Origin of the sequence: Bradyrhizobium sp. SZCCHNRI1029, from assembly GCF_032487555.1 — a bacterium.
GTDB lineage: Bacteria > Pseudomonadota > Alphaproteobacteria > Rhizobiales > Xanthobacteraceae > Bradyrhizobium.
This window is the reverse complement of sequence record NZ_JAUEUK010000005.1, coordinates 52,819-68,466: the sequence shown is the minus strand read 5'-3', so window position 1 is coordinate 68,466 and position 15,648 is coordinate 52,819. Positions and strand designations below refer to the sequence as shown.

The 15,648-nt window shown below is 65.5% G+C and carries 17 protein-coding genes and 1 pseudogene; 7 read left to right on the top strand and 11 right to left on the bottom strand.

Annotated features, from left to right (window positions below):
• The first annotated feature begins 150 nt into the window (after positions 1-150).
• Complete coding sequence (locus QW861_RS15435) at positions 151-288, top strand: hypothetical protein (RefSeq protein ID WP_315751802.1); 138 nt, start codon at positions 151-153, stop codon at positions 286-288.
• A gap of 21 nt (positions 289-309) precedes the next feature.
• On the opposite strand, the gene QW861_RS15430 is transcribed toward QW861_RS15435, so the two are convergent.
• Positions 310-768: a hypothetical protein gene (locus tag QW861_RS15430; RefSeq protein ID WP_315751801.1), complete on the bottom strand. Its 459-nt coding sequence runs from the start codon at positions 766-768 to the stop codon at positions 310-312.
• A gap of 250 nt (positions 769-1,018) precedes the next feature.
• Here QW861_RS15430 and QW861_RS15425 point away from each other — a divergent pair, with 250 nt between their 5' ends.
• Positions 1,019-1,414: a hypothetical protein gene (locus QW861_RS15425; protein WP_315715002.1), complete on the top strand. Its 396-nt coding sequence runs from the start codon at positions 1,019-1,021 to the stop codon at positions 1,412-1,414.
• Here QW861_RS15425 and QW861_RS15420 read toward each other — a convergent pair whose 3' ends face one another.
• From QW861_RS15420 to QW861_RS15390, 7 genes and pseudogenes are all read right to left on the bottom strand, one after another.
• Complete coding sequence (locus QW861_RS15420; RefSeq protein ID WP_315751800.1) at positions 1,415-1,723, bottom strand: DUF1833 family protein; 309 nt, start codon at positions 1,721-1,723, stop codon at positions 1,415-1,417.
• Positions 1,714-2,267: pseudogene (locus QW861_RS15415) on the bottom strand (IS5 family transposase); the annotation flags it as partial. The pseudogene QW861_RS15415 and the gene QW861_RS15420, both read right to left, overlap by 10 nt.
• Before the next feature lie 144 nt (positions 2,268-2,411).
• Positions 2,412-3,497 carry an alpha/beta hydrolase family protein gene (locus tag QW861_RS15410; RefSeq protein ID WP_315751799.1) on the bottom strand — a complete coding sequence of 362 codons (1,086 nt, stop codon included), beginning with the start codon at positions 3,495-3,497 and terminating at the stop codon, positions 2,412-2,414.
• A 188-nt stretch (positions 3,498-3,685) separates the two neighbouring features.
• Positions 3,686-4,363, bottom strand: a complete 678-nt coding sequence (locus QW861_RS15405; protein WP_315751798.1) for a nitroreductase — start codon at positions 4,361-4,363, stop codon at positions 3,686-3,688.
• Positions 4,364-4,484: 121 nt separating this feature from the next.
• Positions 4,485-5,153, bottom strand: coding sequence for an HAD hydrolase-like protein (locus QW861_RS15400; protein ID WP_315751951.1), 669 nt, complete (start codon positions 5,151-5,153; stop codon positions 4,485-4,487).
• A 4-nt stretch (positions 5,154-5,157) separates the two neighbouring features.
• Positions 5,158-5,652, bottom strand: coding sequence for a glutathione binding-like protein (locus tag QW861_RS15395; RefSeq protein WP_316193328.1), 495 nt, complete (start codon positions 5,650-5,652; stop codon positions 5,158-5,160).
• A gap of 194 nt (positions 5,653-5,846) precedes the next feature.
• Positions 5,847-6,530 (bottom strand): phytanoyl-CoA dioxygenase family protein, encoded by a 684-nt coding sequence (locus QW861_RS15390; RefSeq protein ID WP_315751796.1) that lies wholly within the window; start codon positions 6,528-6,530, stop codon positions 5,847-5,849.
• A 298-nt stretch (positions 6,531-6,828) separates the two neighbouring features.
• On the opposite strand from QW861_RS15390, the gene QW861_RS15385 reads away from it, so the two are divergent.
• Positions 6,829-7,431, top strand: a complete 603-nt coding sequence (locus tag QW861_RS15385; protein ID WP_315751795.1) for a hypothetical protein — start codon at positions 6,829-6,831, stop codon at positions 7,429-7,431.
• A gap of 28 nt (positions 7,432-7,459) precedes the next feature.
• Here QW861_RS15385 and QW861_RS15380 read toward each other — a convergent pair whose 3' ends face one another.
• Together QW861_RS15380 and QW861_RS15375 are read right to left on the bottom strand one after the other, a co-directional pair.
• Positions 7,460-8,953: an NAD-dependent succinate-semialdehyde dehydrogenase gene (locus QW861_RS15380; protein WP_316173108.1), complete on the bottom strand. Its 1,494-nt coding sequence runs from the start codon at positions 8,951-8,953 to the stop codon at positions 7,460-7,462.
• 152 nt (positions 8,954-9,105) lie between these two features.
• On the bottom strand, positions 9,106-9,426 hold the full coding sequence (locus tag QW861_RS15375) for a hypothetical protein (RefSeq protein WP_011942561.1): 321 nt from the start codon (positions 9,424-9,426) through the stop codon (positions 9,106-9,108).
• A gap of 341 nt (positions 9,427-9,767) precedes the next feature.
• On the opposite strand from QW861_RS15375, the gene QW861_RS15370 reads away from it, so the two are divergent.
• A complete protein-coding gene (locus QW861_RS15370) occupies positions 9,768-10,961 on the top strand; it encodes a serine hydrolase domain-containing protein (protein WP_315751793.1) in 1,194 nt (397 codons plus the stop codon).
• 188 nt (positions 10,962-11,149) lie between these two features.
• Here QW861_RS15370 and QW861_RS15365 read toward each other — a convergent pair whose 3' ends face one another.
• Positions 11,150-12,151 carry an adenosine kinase gene (locus QW861_RS15365; RefSeq protein ID WP_315751792.1) on the bottom strand — a complete coding sequence of 334 codons (1,002 nt, stop codon included), beginning with the start codon at positions 12,149-12,151 and terminating at the stop codon, positions 11,150-11,152.
• Between the two features lie 70 nt (positions 12,152-12,221).
• Between QW861_RS15365 and murJ the strand changes: the two genes are divergently transcribed.
• From murJ to QW861_RS15350, 3 genes are all read left to right on the top strand, one after another.
• On the top strand, positions 12,222-13,781 hold the full coding sequence (gene murJ, locus QW861_RS15360; protein ID WP_315716943.1) for a murein biosynthesis integral membrane protein MurJ: 1,560 nt from the start codon (positions 12,222-12,224) through the stop codon (positions 13,779-13,781).
• A 48-nt stretch (positions 13,782-13,829) separates the two neighbouring features.
• Positions 13,830-14,882 (top strand): tryptophan--tRNA ligase, encoded by a 1,053-nt coding sequence (gene trpS / locus QW861_RS15355; protein WP_315751791.1) that lies wholly within the window; start codon positions 13,830-13,832, stop codon positions 14,880-14,882.
• A gap of 190 nt (positions 14,883-15,072) precedes the next feature.
• Positions 15,073-15,567 (top strand): universal stress protein, encoded by a 495-nt coding sequence (locus QW861_RS15350; RefSeq protein ID WP_315716941.1) that lies wholly within the window; start codon positions 15,073-15,075, stop codon positions 15,565-15,567.
• The last annotated feature ends 81 nt before the right edge of the window (positions 15,568-15,648 follow it).

The window sequence follows — 15,648 nt, the reverse complement described above, 5'->3', positions numbered from 1 at the left end:
TCGAAAAACTACGAACGCGACGCTGATGAAATTCGCCTCTCCCCGCCCCTATGCCGCCCCGGAGACCGCCGCGCGCGAGCTGGTTAGGATTTCAGCCGGCATCGAGCCGGCTCAGACGGCCGCGTCCACATCGAGAAGATCAACTGGCCGATGCTGGCCGACCTGAAAGCCACGCCGGCGGAGTACAAGGCCGGCCTCGACCTGGCGGTCCCTCGGGGCTGGCTCTGGCTGCACGAGAGCGGCACCTATGTGAAGCTGACCGAGGCGGGCAAAGAGATCCTCGCCTGAGGTCAGACTTGCGCGACATCTTCACATGCAGTTCGTGAAGCGCCCCGTCGTGACGCAGTGCACCGGCGGGCGCGAAGGATACGAGGCTTCCGGGATCGGCGGCGGGCTGGATGGCGGAGGCGCCGCAGCCTGGACGGCGTCGGCCGTCTCGTGAGCAGATGCGCGCGTCGCCCGGCATTGAACATAGGCGTCCGTGCCCGGCTGCGCGCCGTAGCTCCGGCAGTCCTGGTCATCCTTGGCGGCGATTTCGGCGCACGCTTGCGACGCGCAGTCGGGCGCGGCCGCGCGAGCGGCATGGCCGGCGAACTCCTCGATCACCCAGCGCCGCGAAAAGCCGGTGGGCACGCCGACATGCGGCGGCTCGCGGCCGAACAGCTCGCGCTGCACCGCCGCCGCAAACTGCCAGCAATTGTGCTGGGCCCAGGCCCAGGGCTCGCCGATCAGGAGGCTGAGAAAGGCCGCTCGGTCGCCGCGTCCCATGTCAGTTGAATTCTCTCGGCCACGCTGTCATATTGCGCCCTGCAATTGGAGGTTGCGACATGGTCGATAACCATAAGCCCGACACGCCGACGGCATTCGTGGAGAAGCCAAAGGTGGAATCCGTGCACCGCAAGAGGCGATGGTGGGAAGACCTCTTCAGAGGTCCGACAGCCGGGCGCGGTTCTTTAGAGGCAAAACAAAGGGAGCGGTTTGGTCGCCTGAAGATCTTCAGCCGTGACTCGAAAACACGATGAACCTTCAGGACTGCCGAGACGCGTTCGCGACGTACTCCGGCAAGGTAAGCGACATCTGTCGTCATCTGGGCCTGACAGGCGTTGTTATCATTTGGACGTTCAAGAAGGACGTCACAGGACGATCCGCTATTCCGCGCGAGCTATTGATTCCGCTCCTTCTGATTGCGTGCGGTCTACTGGCTGATCTCCTCCAGTATTTCCTCGGAGCAATCATCTGGTTCTTGTACTATCGGAAGCAGGAGATCGTTGGCATCAAGGAGAACGAGGATTTCCGTCACACACCGCTGCTCGATCTTCCCATGCACATTCTGTTCCTGCTGAAGGCCGTCCTGCTCGCTGTCGCTTATGGATACATCGCGAGCTATTTCTATCGAGCCATCTCATTTTCATGATCAGGACAACAGGCTCGGAAACTGCTGATAGTCGTAGTTCTTGGTGATGCGCGGAAAGCGCTTGTTCTGCAGATTCTTCGCGATGACCGTGCCAGTCACGGTGGTCCCCGTCATCTGATTGTTGCGCAGCTCGAACTGCACGGGACCATAGGCCGGGCCGGTCAGGTCGCTGCCGAGATATTCGCGGTAGAGCACATCGATATAGGCGCGCACCCCAAGCGCAGCGCGGATCTGCGGCACCACATCGCGCGCGACATTGTCGATCGAGATCCTGCAGAAAGGCGGCTGGCCCTCGCGCTGTTTGCCCACGCGCCCTTCTTCATGGCAAGCTCCCTGATCCAGTCGGCGTCATAGCCACGGTCCGCAAGCAGCATTGATCCGGATTTCAGACGAGACAGCAGTTTCCCGGCAAGTCGAACGTCGTGAGCTTCGCCGGGGCTCAACGCAAGCCGTACCGGCAGATCATTGCTATCGACAACCGCGTGAATTTTGCTCGTCAGGCGGCCGCGTGACCGTCCCATCGATTGACGCTGGTTCTTTGTGATGCAAGCTCCATGCTGATGGACGCGGACGATGGAGGTGTCGATCATCTGGACAGCGGCATCATGGGCGCCTGCCAGTGCGTTCAGAATCTTGGCCCAAACACCGACTTGTCGCCAACGAACAAAGCGATTGTAGCAGGTCGTGTACGGGCCGTAGGCGTCTGGCAGGTCGCGCCATGGCGCTCCAGATCGCAAGACCCAGAAGATGCCATTAAGGACCCGACGGTCGTTCACCCGAGGAACGCCACGCGGCTTGTTGGGCAGCATGGCTTGATGGCAACCCATTCATAGTCGGCGAGTTCGTAGCGCATGATTCGCTCCCCAGTTTGGGAGTTCGAATCACATGCACCCCGCCAAACACAATGCCCACAGCCTAGCACGACAACGGATCGCTATTAGGACTAAACACAAGCCAGCAGATAAATTGCAGTCGAGAAGACCAACAATGAAAGCGCTCAGCGCAGATACGTGGTGAAGAAATCGACCGCAAGTCTGATCGTCTCGGCATGAACTGCCTCACGGTCGGCGCCATCGGGATCGCGGCACGTGCTCCGAAAGAATGCGCTTCCGACCAGAGTGCACGTGTCCAGAAATATGAAGTGGCCGGCCTTCGGAAATATCTTCAGAGTCGAATGCGGGATCAACCTAGCGAATGTCTCGGCAGCGGCGGGTGTCGGGACAATTTCGTCGGCGCTTCCGGCGACAATCGCAACGGGAATCGAGATTTTCTCAAGGCTGTTCGGTGCGAAGATCGGGCCTGGCCCGGGCGCCATGGCGAAGGCCGCGCGGATGCGTTCGTCCCGATAGGACTTGCCGGCCTCGCTGTAGCGTTGCCGGAAATTGGGATCGACGCTCAGACGTGCTAGGGTCTCCCGGCGCATGACGGCAGCGGGCGGCGGCGGTTTGCATGACGCGTCGGCCGCAGGCGAGCGGCAAAACACCTGCAGCAGTTCCGGATTGCTGATGCCACCGGCGGCCGCGAGGACAGTGTAGCCACCGAGCGAATGACCGGCGGCACCGATGCGCGCGGGATCGACTCGGCTGCCAAATGTCTTGTCGACGAGCATCGCATCGATGACGGCGCTAACATCCACAGCTCGCAGCCACCACAATGACATACCCTCGACGGTATAGTCCTCGAGAGCGCTATTGCCGGGATGATTGACTGCGACGACGATAAAGCCAGCCCCCGCCAGTGCTGCGCCGAGCCAAGCGATTTGGAACGCTGCGCCGCCGTTACCGTGGGACAGGACGACGAACGCACGCCGGGGTCCCGATGCCGGCTCCGCATCGGGCGCGGCGCTGCCGGCGCTGAAGAACGGGATGATGCGCGGCCCGATCCACTGCGGTCTCTCGGGCGCATCCGCTGCGGCCGGATACCATATCGTTGCGCGGAGCGCATGTGTCTGGGCGCCGCGCCAATTGTAAGGCTCAGCAGGAACAAAATCACGCTCGGTTACACCGACCCTAAAGACTGCTCCTTCTGCGCAAGCACCATTTGGCGCTGCGAGAAGGGCCAGCAACAGGGCCAGAAATTTCATCAGATGTCCGATCCTAGACGCGCAAAACATGTAGGCCGGCAACGCAATGACCGCTGCGAAGTCGGCCAGCTCTTGATACCACGAGGCCCTTCAGCTTCGAAATACTATCGCGTCACTTCGATGTCGCGCAGCAGCCAGGTTGGCCTTACCTCCAAAGTGGACCTGATCGAGCTTTATGAGTACGCGCTCTAGTCCTCGAACCCCACGAACACCGTCGCTTCCTTCACCGGCTTCCGCTCCGACACCACGGCATTGGCGGGGAAATCGTGATCCGGCCAGCCCAGCGCGATGCTCTTCATGATGACCTGGTCGTCGGCGATGCCGGCGTGCTCGCGGACCACGGGCGATTGCATGATGCCCTGGCTGTTGATGACGGCGCCGAGGCCGCGCGACCAGGCGGCGTTGACCAGCGCATTGGTGACGGCGCCGCAGTCGAACGGCGTGTCGTCGCTGCCGTCGAGCGCACGATCATAGGTCACGATGATGCAGACCGGTGCGTCGAACTGGCGGAAGCCGCGCAGCACCCAGTCCTGTCGCTTGTCCTTGTCGTCGCGCGCGATGCCCATGGCGGAGAACAACTGCTTGGCGACCTGCACCTGGCGCTCGCGATGCGCGCCCGCGAAGGGCTGGCCGATACGGAATTCACGCGACTGCGGGACGCCGGCGACCATCCGCTCGGTGTTGCCGGCGCGGATGCGGTTCAGCGGCTCGCCGGTGATGACGTAGAAATTCCAGGGCTGGCTGTTCATCGACGACGGCGCGCGCATCGCAAGCCCGATGATCTCCTCGATCAGCGCCCGCGGCACCGGATCGGGCTTGTAGCCGCGGATGCTGCGGCGGCCGAGGATGACGTCGTCGAACTGCATGTGTGTGATAGTCCCGTGATGACAACTGACCTGCCGCGAATATTCGCGGCTTTCCGGTTCCGGTGCAAGGTTGACGCGCGGACCGATCGGGGTGTCGCGAACACAGGAGGTTGTGATCGAGCTAGACCTTCAGCATCGACAGCACGGCGCGCGCGAGATCGGCCGGACATTCCACGAGGCGGTCGGCGCCGGCCATCTCGAGCTCGTCGCGGCTGCCATAGCCCCAGAGCACGCCGAGGCTGCGCATCCTGACGGCATGGGCGCCGGCAATGTCGTGGCGGCGGTCACCGACCATGATCGCGTCGGAGGGTGCGATATTCCGCTCGGTGAGAATATGCGCGAGCAGCTCCGGCTTGTGGTCCAGCAGGCCTGACGGCACCGAGCCGTGGATGGCGTCGAACAGCGACGCGAGATCGAGATGCTCGAGGATGCGGCGCGCAAACACCTCCCGTTTGGATGTCGCGAGATAGAGCCGCACCCCCGCGCCATGCATCTCGTGCAGCGCGTCCCGGATGCCAGCATAGAGCGCGCTGCCGAACAGTCCGCTCTCGCCGTAATGCTGGCGATAGGCGGTCACCGCTTCGTCGACCCGATCGTCGTCATAGGCCTGCAGCAGCGCCCGCAACATGTCCTGCAGCGGCGGCCCGATGACACGGCGGATATCGAGCGTCTCGTCCGGTGCATGCCCGAGCGCGCGCAACGCCGCTAGGGCGCTCGCGGCGATGCCGGGCTGGGAGTCGATGAGAGTGCCGTCGAGGTCGAGCAGGACGGAGTGACGACCGAGGCTCATCATATCAAGCCTTCGCACTGGGACGGCTCGAAACTACACCATACCACCGCGCGAGATGGTGGAGGTGATCCGGCGGATCGAGCTTGGCGCGGACCGCGAAATCCACCGTCACCATGGCGCTGATGTCGGCAATGGTGAAGTCGGGTCCGCAGACGAAGGCGTGATCGGCCAGCCGCGCATCGAGCCACGCGAAGTAGTGCGTGGCGCGGAGACGCCCGCGCTCCGCCAGCGCCGGAATCTGCTCGAGCGGCAACGGGCCGGGCAGAGCGCGGCTCTCCAACCCTGGCGCACTGTTCCGGAACGCTTCCTGGATGGCGTAGATGCCATCCCATTCGATCCGCCGCACCCAGCATTCGATCAGCGCGCGTTCCTCCGCACTCCGCCCCATCAGGGCCGGCTCAGGATGCAGCTCCTCGAGGTAGCGGCAGATCGCGATGATGTCGGTGATCGCAGCACCGCTGTCGAGCTGCAGGACCGGCACCGTGCATTGCGGGTTCAGCGCGCGAAATTCCGGCCGGAACTGCTCGCCGGCGCGCAGGTCGAGCTGAACGGTGGGGAATCGTGAGGCCCTTCTCGCTGAGGAAGATGCGCACGCGGCGCGGGCTTGGCGCCGTCGCGGAATCGTACAGCCTCATGAGCGTCCTCTCTGCGGGATTTGGGCTGGAAGCTTGGCAGCTTCGGCGGATGGCGCAGCTACTCCGCGCCGAAGATTTCGTCCTGGTCCATGCGCACCGCGCGCAAGGCGCGGGTCCGTCGCCACGCGTCCAGCTGCACCGAGGTGGCGTAGGTGATCAGCAGCGAGCGACGGCGGGCGCCGCTGCGGTTGCGGGTCGCGCCGTGCAGCAGGTTGACGTCGAACAGCAGGATGTCGCCGGCTTCGCCTGTCGTGACGAACGGGGCGGCCTGCGCATCATCCGTGTCGCGGCGATGCGTGCCCGGCGCCACCTGCGTCGCGCCGTTGTCGGGGCCGAACGGATCGAGGAAGGCGAGCGCCGAGACGGCGTCGGTACGGAACCGGTCGACGCCGTCGCGATGCAACGGCTGCTGGCCGCCATCGGCGAGCGGCTCGCGGCCCTCGACTTGGCCGAGGAAGAACGGCGCCTTGAGAATGTGAGACACGGCCGCGAGCATCACCGGCAGCCGGCAGGCGCGCTGCACCCTGGCATCGAGATCGACCATCGCGTGGCGCCAGTCGCGGCCGCGCGGCACCGGCCATTGCTCGGATGGCAGCGTGCCCGCCTCGAACGCATCGCGCAGCGGCGGGAGCCAGTCCGCCGGAATCGCGCCGCGCAGCAGCAGATAACCGTCCGCATCGAGGCGGCGCGCATCCGCGTCCGGAAGCTGGCCGACACCGACGCGCGTGAAGGCTGCGGTCATGGTGAGCTCGCACATTGAAAGGTCGTGGTTCGCCGCGTCATGGTCGACGATCCGGCGCGTCTGGGCAAGCGGCTCGCTTACGCCCGTGCAGCCCGGTGGGGCTTCGCGCCGTCGCATTCATCCGAGGGCTATTCGTCGCCACAGGAAGACGCTGAGACGATGGGCCGCAGCGCGGAACGGGCGGCTCGTAGCCGCAGTTCACCGTTCGTTAACCCCCTCGACCTACGTCTCGTTAGCAACACTCTGCAACGATCCGACACACGGGGTAAACGAGCAGTCGAGCTCCTTGGAAGCACACATGGTCGCCATCCAAAGCACCAACCAGATCTCGCCCGCCAACGAGCGGGTCTATCGCCAGAGCAACCTGCTGGGCGAGTGGAAGGGCAGTTGGACGGCCAACGGCCAGGCCGTGAGCTTCAAGGTCGTCAACATCAGAGGCGCCGCCGCCACGGTGGAATACACCCATAACGGCCGCACCGAACGCGGCATCGGCCAGGTCAACGGCTCGACCATCGACTTCGGCGCGGTCACGCTCGGCACCAAGAACGGCAAGAACGCGGTGCTGCTGTTTTCGGCCGGCGGCGGCAAGGCCACCGCGATGCTGGAGAAGCAGGCGCCTCCCGCCGACGAGAGCAATCTGGTCGGCAGCTGGGCCGGCTATAACGGCGAAAACGGCCAGAGCGCGAGCTTTCGCGTGCTGTCCGTCAGCGGCAAGGAGGCCCAGGTCAGCGTCACGACCAACGGCGTCACGCGCCAGGGCACGGGGATCGTCTACAACAACGTCATCATGTTCGGTCAGTCGCAGATCTCGACGACCGACGGCAAGAGCGGCAAGGTCATCTTCCAGGTCGGCAACAAGTCCTATCTTGTGCCAGTGGACAAGCTGCCCAAGACTGCTTGAGCTCGGCCTGAGCCCAGGCGTCCAGAGCTCAGACGCCCGCCATCATCACGTATTTGATCTCGAGGTATTCCTCGATGCCGTGATGCGAGCCCTCGCGGCCCAAGCCGCTCTCCTTGACGCCGCCGAACGGCGCGACCTCGGTGGTGATCAGACCGGTGTTGACGCCGACCATGCCTGATTCCAGCGCCTCCGCGACGCGCCAGACCCGGCCGAGATCGCGGGCATAGAAGTAGGACGCGAGACCGAACGGCGAGGCGTTGCACATCGCAATGACGTCGGCCTCGTCCTTGAAACGGATGACGGGGGCGAGCGGGCCGAACGTCTCCTCCTGCGCGACCAGCGCGTCGGCCTTGACGTCCCGAAGGACGGTCGGCTCGAAGAAGGTGCGGCCGAGCGCATGGCGCTTGCCGCCGGTCACGACCTTCGCCCCGCCCTTGACCGCGTCGGCGATGTGGCGTTCGACCTTCTCAACCGCCTCTTCGTTGATCAGCGGCCCCTGGGTCACGCCGGCCTCGGTGCCCTCGCCGATCTTCATCGCCGCGACCTTGGCGGCGAGCTTCGCGACGAAGGCGTCGTAGATGCCGTCCTGCGCATAGAGGCGATTGGCGCAGACGCAGGTCTGGCCCATGTTGCGATATTTCGAGACCATGGCGCCTTCGACAGCCGCATCGACATCGGCATCGTCGAACACCACGAACGGCGCGTTGCCGCCGAGCTCGAGCCCGAGCTTCTTCACCGTGCCGGCCGACTGGCGATAGAGAATCTTGCCGACCTCGGTCGAGCCGGTGAAGCCTATGAAGCGCACCGACGGATGCTCGCACAGCACTTTGCCGATCGGCGGCGCGTCGCCGGTGACGATGTTGAGCGCGCCCGCCGGAATCCCGGCGCGTTCGGCCAGCACGGCGAGCGCCAGCGCCGACAGCGGCGTCTCGTTGGCCGGCTTCAGCACCACGGTGCAGCCGGCGGCGAGCGCAGGCGACACCTTGCGGGTGATCATCGAGTTCGGGAAATTCCATGGCGTGATGGCGCCGCAGACGCCGATCGGCTGCTTCAGCGCCAGCAGGCGCGCATCCGGCTTCTGGGTCGGGATGGTCTCGCCATAGACGCGACGCGCCTCCTCGGCGAAGAACTCGATATAGGCGGCGCCGATATCGACCTCGCCGAGCGCCTCCGCCAGCGGCTTGCCCTGCTCGGAGGTGAGGATCAGCGCGAGGTCCTCGCGGTTGGCCGTGATCAGCTCGAACCATTTGCGCAAGGTATTGGAGCGCTGCTTGGCGGTCAGCCGGGCCCAGGACGGGAACGCGCGCGCGGCGGCCTCGACGGCTTGCGTGGTCTCCGCCGCACCGAGCTGCGCGACCTTGGCGAGCTCGGCGCCGGTGGCCGGATTGTTGACCGGAAGCACCGGCGTACCGACCCACGCACCATCGATGTAGCACTGCTCACGCAGCAGCGACGGATCCTTCAGGCGGTCACGCAGGCTCGGGGCGGCAGTGGAGGCACGGGCGGCGGCGGGCGGTGTCATCGGGCTACTCCTCGAAAGCGAGCGATCGTCTCCGAATATAGCCACGCCCCGGCGGCGGCGCACGGCGCGTGCGCCTCCTGAACGGCACATTCGATCCGGCGATCCGTGCCTGTACGGCACCAAATGCTGAATGCTGACGAGCCGACCCGGGATCAGGCCGCGCCGCTCATATAGGTCTCGCGCCGGCCGATCATGCGCTCCGCCGCCGCCTTGGCGTCGGCCTTGGTCGAGGTCGCGCAGGTGCGGTATTCCAGGTCCGGCAAGGCGGCGGGATCACGGCGGCCAAACCATGATTTCTGCCCCACGGGCAGCAGCGCCAGGGCCTGCGCCACATTGTCGACCGCGCCGAACGCATACAGCGCTCCGGTCGCCGCAATGCGCACTTCGTAGATGCCGGGCGTGATCGGCGCCTCGATATTGTCGCCGCGCCCCGGGCGGGGATACCGCTTCCACTCGCTCCACGTTGAAATCATATCGCCCCCAACGGCGGACATTGCCGCCAAAGCCATGCCATCGGCTCGAAAAAGCCGGTTCTTCAACCCTTTAATGCAAAAATGGTTGCAACTCACAACAGTCGCAAGCCCGTGGTGGGAACATGGCCCCCATGTGTCGGACTCGCGACTGAGTGGAACTAATCATGATTCTGGCGAGAAATTGAAGCGCTGTGGCCTCCGCGGCGCTGTTGTCCCCGCCTGCTTCGTTCGCGCCGCATCATCACGAGATCGCGACCGGCCGTGAGACCGGCGGTCCTTGCTGCCCAGGCCGGCCCGAGAAACAATCGCCTACCGTCATCAAGAACGGAACGGAGGAGACCATGCAGAACAAGACCGACATCGACGGCGTGCTGCGGCAGAAGGCGGAGGCGGGAGAGATTCCCGGCGTCGTCGCCTTTGCCGCTGACAGCAACGGCATCATCTACGAAGGCGCCTTCGGCAAGCGCGACCTCGGCCGCGACGACCCGATGACCACCGACAGCGTGTTCTGGATCGCCTCGATGACCAAGGCCATCACCTGCGCGGCCGGGATGCAGCTGGTCGAGCAGGGCCGGTTGTCGCTGGATGCGCCGATCGGCACGGTGCTGCCGGACCTCGCCGCGCCCAAGGTGCTCGACGGTTTCGACGCCAATGGCGAGCCGATCCTGCGGCCGGCGAAGACCGCGATCACGCTGCGCCATCTGATGACCCACACCGCCGGCTTCTGCTACGACATGTGGAACGGCGATATGGCCACCTATGTGCAGAAGGCCGGAACGCCCGGCATCATCACCTGCAAGAACGACGCTCTCAAATTGCCGCTCGCCTCCGATCCCGGCACGCGCTGGGAATACGGCATCAACATCGATTTCGTCGGCAAGGCGGTCGAGGCCGCCAGCGGCCAGAAGCTCGACGCGTACTTGCGCGACCATCTGTTCGCACCGCTCGGCATGGACGATACCGGCTTCAAGCTCGGCCCGTCGCAGCGCGCGCGTCTGGTCGGCATGCATGCCCGCGGCGAGGACGGCAGCCTGGCGCCGATCCCGTTCGAGCTCGAGCAGGAGCCGGAATTCCACATGGGCGGCGGCGGGCTCTACGGCACGGCCGGCGACTACATCCGCTTCACCCGGATGATCCTCAACAATGGCCGCGGCAACGGCAACCAGGTGCTCAAGCCCGAGACGGTCGCGGCGATGCGCGACAACCATATCGGCGAGCTCGAGATGACGAAGATGGCCGCGGCGGTGCCCGGCGTGACCAACGACGTCGATCTCTATCCCGACATCGTCAAGAAATGGGGCTTGAGCTTCATGATCACGACGGCGCAGACCCCGGAGGGCCGCAGTGCCGGCAGCCTCGCCTGGGCCGGCCTCGCCAACACCTACTACTGGATCGATCCTGCGCGCGACGTCACCGGCGTGATCCTGATGCAGCTCCTGCCGTTCGCCGACCGGCTGTGCCTGGAGACCTTTGCAGGCTTCGAGCGCGGGGTCTATGCCGGGCTCGATGCCGCGGGCGGACAGAAGGCGGCGTGATCAGATTGCCAACTGACCGGAGTGAGCTCGGAATGAGTTAGTTGGCATCATGCCCGGGCTTGGCCCGGGCATCCACGTCTTCGGTCCCGCAGCTCGATAAAACGTGGATGGCCGGGTCAAGCCCGGCCATGACGGTGGAGAGAGTTGTGTGTCTCCGGTGAAAAAGAACGCGTGACCTCAGCTTCGACCTACACCTTCAGTCCGTTCTGAGCCGCCAATTCCTTCAGCGACACCTGCGGCCTTGCACCAATGTGCTGGATCACTTCGGCGGCGGCGAGGCCGCCGAGGCGGCCGGCCATCTCATAGCCGGTCTTGCGCACCAGCCCGAACAGGAAGCCGGCGGCGAACAGATCGCCCGCGCCGGTAGTATCGACCAGGCTCTCGATCGGATGCGCCGGCACCGAGATCACGCCGTCATTCGACACCACGACGCAGCCTTGTTCGCTGCGGGTGACGATGCCGAGCGTGGCGTCCTCACGCAGCTGCTTCAGCGCGCCGTCGAAATCCGAGGTCTGGTACAGCGAATGCAGCTCGGCCTCGTTGGCGAAGACGAGATCGACGGTGCCGCCGCGCATCAGGTCGAGAAACTCCTCGCGATAGCGATCGACGCAGAACGAATCCGACAAGGTCAGCGCGACCTCGCGTCCGGCGTCATGCGCGATCGCCGCCGCCTTCACGAACGCATCCTTGGCGTCCTTCGGGTCCCACAGATAACCTTCGAGATAGATGATGCGCGCCGCCGCAATCTGCGCGGGATCGATGTCCGCGGCGGTGAGATTTTGCGCGGCGCCGAGATAGGTGTTCATGGTGCGCTCGCCGTCCGGCGTCACCAGGATGTAACAGCAGCCGGTCGCCGGGCCGTCGGCAGCGGGCACGGTATCGAAGGTGACGCCGGCGGCGCGGATATCATGCCGGTACATCCGGCCGATCTGGTCGTCCTTGACCTTGCCCACGTAAGCGGCACGCGCGCCCAGGCTGGCGAGGCCAGCGATGGTGTTGGCCCCCGAACCGCCGGACATCTCGGTGGCCGGACCCATATCGGCATAGATCGCGGCCGCGCGGGCCTCGTCGATCAGCGCCATGCTGCCCTTGGTCATGCCGTGCCGGGTGAGAAAGGCTTCATCGGCATGCACCAGCACGTCGAAGATCGCGTTGCCGATCCCGAGAACATCGTATTTCGCGTCAGTCATCCACTGGCCCCGTTTACGGCGTTTTGCAAACGCTGCGGCCTATCACAAGCGGCGCTGCTATAGAAGCCTGATGATCCGCTCATTCGTGACTGTGTTGTCAGGAACACTGGCCTCGCGCCTGCTCGGCTTCGTCCGGGATGCGCTGATGGCCGCGCTGCTCGGCGCCGGTCCGGTCGCGGACGCATTTCTCGCGGCGTTTCAGCTCGTCAACGTCGTCAGGCGATTGCTGACGGAGGGCGCGCTCAATGCAGCCCTGGTGCCGGCCTGGCTGCGAATATACCAGCAGTCTGGTAGGACACATGCGGCAGCTTTTGCCGGCCGCGTGCTCGGCACCGTCAGCGCCGGCCTGCTCGCCGCCACCTTGGTGCTGGCGCTGCTGATGCCGTTCGTGATGACCGTGCTCGCGCCGGGCTTCGCCGGTGAAGAGACGCTCACCCTGGCCGTCAACGATGCCAGGCTGATGCTGCCCTATCTCGCCTTTGCCGGCCCCTCGACGGTGCTGCTCGCACTGTCCAGCGCGCAACGACGCTTTGCGCTCGCGGCCTTCGCCCCGCTGCTGTTCAACGTGGCATTGATCAGCGTGACCATCGTGCTGCTGATGCAACATCCGGACCCTGGAAGCGCCGCGCTGCTGCTCGCCGCCACGATCGGTGTCGCCGGGCTGCTGCAGCTCGCGATGCTCGCGCGGCGAGGCCGCGACGGCCCCCTCGCCTCGCCGGTGCGCGTCACCTTCCATGGCGAAATGCGCGGCTTCTTCGCCAAGGCGCTGCCCGGCATGGTCGCCAGCGCCGGCCCGCAATTGCTCGCGGTCGGCGGCGCGGTCATCGCCTCCACCTCGCCTTCCGCGGTGTCGTGGCTGTATTTCGCCAACCGCCTGATCGAGCTGCCGCTCGGGCTCGTCGGCGTTGCCATGGGCACGGTGCTGGTGCCGGAGCTGACGCGCGCGCTGCACGAGGGCAACGAGGAGGCTCTGGCGGAGGTGCAATCGCGCGGCCTCGAGCTGACGATCGGGCTCGCGCTGCCTGCGACGCTCGGACTCATGATCCTGAACGAGCCGATCATTCGTTTGCTGTTCGAACATGGCGCATTCAGTTCGGACGATGCCGCCGCGACGGCGCAGGTGCTGACCTGGCTCGCGGCAGCGTTGCCGGCGCAGGTGCTGACCAAGGCGCTGCAGCCCGCCTTCTTCGCGCGCGAGGACACGCGGACGCCGCTGCGCGCGACGTTGATCGGATGCGGTGTCGCGATCGCGCTGGCGTTCCTGCTCGCACAATTGTTTGCGGCAAGTGGCATCGCGGCAGGGCTCGCGCTCGGTGCCTGGGCCAATGCGGCGGTCCTGATCCGGCGTGGCGCCACGCGCTTCGGTTTCGCGCTTCCCCCTGCCTCGCGGCGCCGGCTGCCGCGCATCACGTTGGCTGCGATGGTCATGGGCGCGGTCCTCTGGACCGTCGCCGGACGCTTCGCCGGCACGTGGAGCAGCAGCCATCTCGGCGCGGCCGCCCTGCTCGCCGCCCTGATCAGCGGCGCCATCATCCTCTACGGCGTGCTTCTGTTGTCCCTGGGCGCCGTAAGCTGGCGCGAAACCGTCCGGGCGATCCGGCAAAAGCCCGCCGGCGACTTGCACCTTTGAGGCGCACGTGCCAAACGACCCCAAATCCATTCATCCGGAACAGTGACCATGGCCTTCGTGGAACGGGTTTTCTCGGGCGTCCAGCCGACCGGCAACCTGCATCTCGGCAACTATCTCGGCGCGATCGTCAACTTCGTGAAGATGCAGCAGACCCACAACTGCATCTATTGCGTCGTCGACATGCACGCGATCACCATGCCGATCGATGTCTGGGGCGGCCCCGCCGAACTCGCGCGCAACACCCGCGAGGTCACCGCCGCCTTCATCGCCGCCGGCATCGATCCGAAGAAGCACATCGTGTTCAACCAGAGCCAGGTCTCAGGGCACGCCGAGCTCGCCTGGATCTTCAACTGCGTCGCGCGCATCGGCTGGCTGAACCGCATGACGCAGTTCAAGGAGAAGGCCGGCAAGGACCGTGAGAACGCATCGGTCGGTCTGTACGACTATCCGGTGCTGATGGCCGCCGACATCCTGCTGTACCGCGCCACCCATGTTCCGGTCGGCGAGGACCAGAAGCAGCATCTCGAGCTCTCGCGCGACATCGCGCAGAAGTTCAACAATGACTACGGCGACTCGATCCGCAGCCACGGCTTCGGCGACGGCCTGTTCTTCCCGCTTCCGGAACCCTTCATCACCGGTCCCGCGACGCGCGTGATGTCGCTGCGCGACGGCACCAAGAAGATGTCGAAGTCCGATGCCTCGGACTATTCGCGCATCAACCTGACCGACGATGCCGATACGATCGCGCAGAAGGTCCGCAAGGCCAAGACCGATCCGGAGCCGCTGCCGACCGAGGAAAAGGGGCTGGACGCGCGTCCCGAGGCCGACAACCTCGTCGGCATCTACGCGGCGCTGTCGGACCGCAGCAAGGCCGATGTGCTCAGGGATTTCGGCGGCGGCCAGTTCTCCAGTTTCAAGAACGCGCTGGTCGAGCTGTGCGTCACCAAGCTCGGGCCGATCGCCGGGGAGATGAAGCGCCTGACCGCCGATCCCGGCTACGTCGAGTCCGTGCTGGTCGACGGCGCCGACCGCGCCCAGGCCATCGCCGCGGAGACCATGAAGACGGCCAAGGACATCGTCGGCTTCATCCGCAAGCCCTGAGCAGCACGGCGCGCGCTCCGGAGTCGGCCTTGCGGCCGTAGCCCGGATGAGCGAAGCGGCATCCTCGCTACTAGGAGCCGCACCACCGCTGTCGTTGCGGGCGCGATGGAACCCGCAGCCCTCTCCCCAACGGAGATGGGCTGTGGCAGCATCGCGGTCGGATCGACTCGCAGCAGCAGGCGGGAACGCGATGGCGGCGCAGCGGCAGAGCTACCAGACCGGCCATGCGCCGAAATGCCTGGTCGTGGTCGACGACAGCGAGGAGTGGGACCGCGCGGTCCGCTATGCCGGCCGCTGGGCGGTCCGTTCCGGCGGCCGTATCGTCATGCTGCACGTGATCGAGACGGAGGACCAGAACCAGCAATGGCTGGGGGTCGCCGATCTGATGCGGGCCGAGGCGCAGGAGCAGGCGCATGCCGAGCTCGACCAGGCCGCGGCGCTGCTGTCGGCGATCGGCGTGACCGCGCCGGAACGGGTGATCCGCGAGGGTGAGCCGACGGCGCAGATCCTGGAGACGATCGAGCACGACAGCGACATCGCGCTGCTGGTGCTCGCCGCCCATTCCGGCCCCGAGGGCCCCGGCCCCCTGGTCACCCATGTCACCAAGACGAGCGGTGCCTTCCCGATCCCGCTGGTGATCGTGCCGGGCGATCTCGGTGACGCCGATCTCGACGCCCTTTCATAGGCTTAGATCGGAAACGCCGGCCATGCCCCCTTGATCGTGCGCGCGTTCGCGCCATCTGCTATGAGGACACCACAGGCCGGC

What these genes read in the sequence shown, in the direction of transcription:
- QW861_RS15435 (WP_315751802.1), top strand. Translation starts at nt 151, where the DNA reads ATGCTGGCCGACCTGAAAGCCACGCCGGCGGAGTACAAGGCCGGCCTC.
- QW861_RS15430 (WP_315751801.1), bottom strand. Translation starts at nt 768, where the DNA reads ATGGGACGCGGCGACCGAGCGGCCTTTCTCAGCCTCCTGATCGGCGAG.
- QW861_RS15425 (WP_315715002.1), top strand. Translation starts at nt 1,019, where the DNA reads ATGAACCTTCAGGACTGCCGAGACGCGTTCGCGACGTACTCCGGCAAG.
- QW861_RS15410 (WP_315751799.1), bottom strand. Translation starts at nt 3,497, where the DNA reads ATGAAATTTCTGGCCCTGTTGCTGGCCCTTCTCGCAGCGCCAAATGGT.
- QW861_RS15405 (WP_315751798.1), bottom strand. Translation starts at nt 4,363, where the DNA reads ATGCAGTTCGACGACGTCATCCTCGGCCGCCGCAGCATCCGCGGCTAC.
- QW861_RS15400 (WP_315751951.1), bottom strand. Translation starts at nt 5,153, where the DNA reads ATGAGCCTCGGTCGTCACTCCGTCCTGCTCGACCTCGACGGCACTCTC.
- QW861_RS15390 (WP_315751796.1), bottom strand. Translation starts at nt 6,530, where the DNA reads ATGACCGCAGCCTTCACGCGCGTCGGTGTCGGCCAGCTTCCGGACGCG.
- QW861_RS15385 (WP_315751795.1), top strand. Translation starts at nt 6,829, where the DNA reads ATGGTCGCCATCCAAAGCACCAACCAGATCTCGCCCGCCAACGAGCGG.
- QW861_RS15380 (WP_316173108.1), bottom strand. Translation starts at nt 8,953, where the DNA reads ATGACACCGCCCGCCGCCGCCCGTGCCTCCACTGCCGCCCCGAGCCTG.
- QW861_RS15375 (WP_011942561.1), bottom strand. Translation starts at nt 9,426, where the DNA reads ATGATTTCAACGTGGAGCGAGTGGAAGCGGTATCCCCGCCCGGGGCGC.
- QW861_RS15370 (WP_315751793.1), top strand. Translation starts at nt 9,768, where the DNA reads ATGCAGAACAAGACCGACATCGACGGCGTGCTGCGGCAGAAGGCGGAG.
- QW861_RS15365 (WP_315751792.1), bottom strand. Translation starts at nt 12,151, where the DNA reads ATGACTGACGCGAAATACGATGTTCTCGGGATCGGCAACGCGATCTTC.
- murJ (WP_315716943.1), top strand. Translation starts at nt 12,222, where the DNA reads ATGATCCGCTCATTCGTGACTGTGTTGTCAGGAACACTGGCCTCGCGC.
- trpS (WP_315751791.1), top strand. Translation starts at nt 13,830, where the DNA reads ATGGCCTTCGTGGAACGGGTTTTCTCGGGCGTCCAGCCGACCGGCAAC.
- QW861_RS15350 (WP_315716941.1), top strand. Translation starts at nt 15,073, where the DNA reads ATGGCGGCGCAGCGGCAGAGCTACCAGACCGGCCATGCGCCGAAATGC.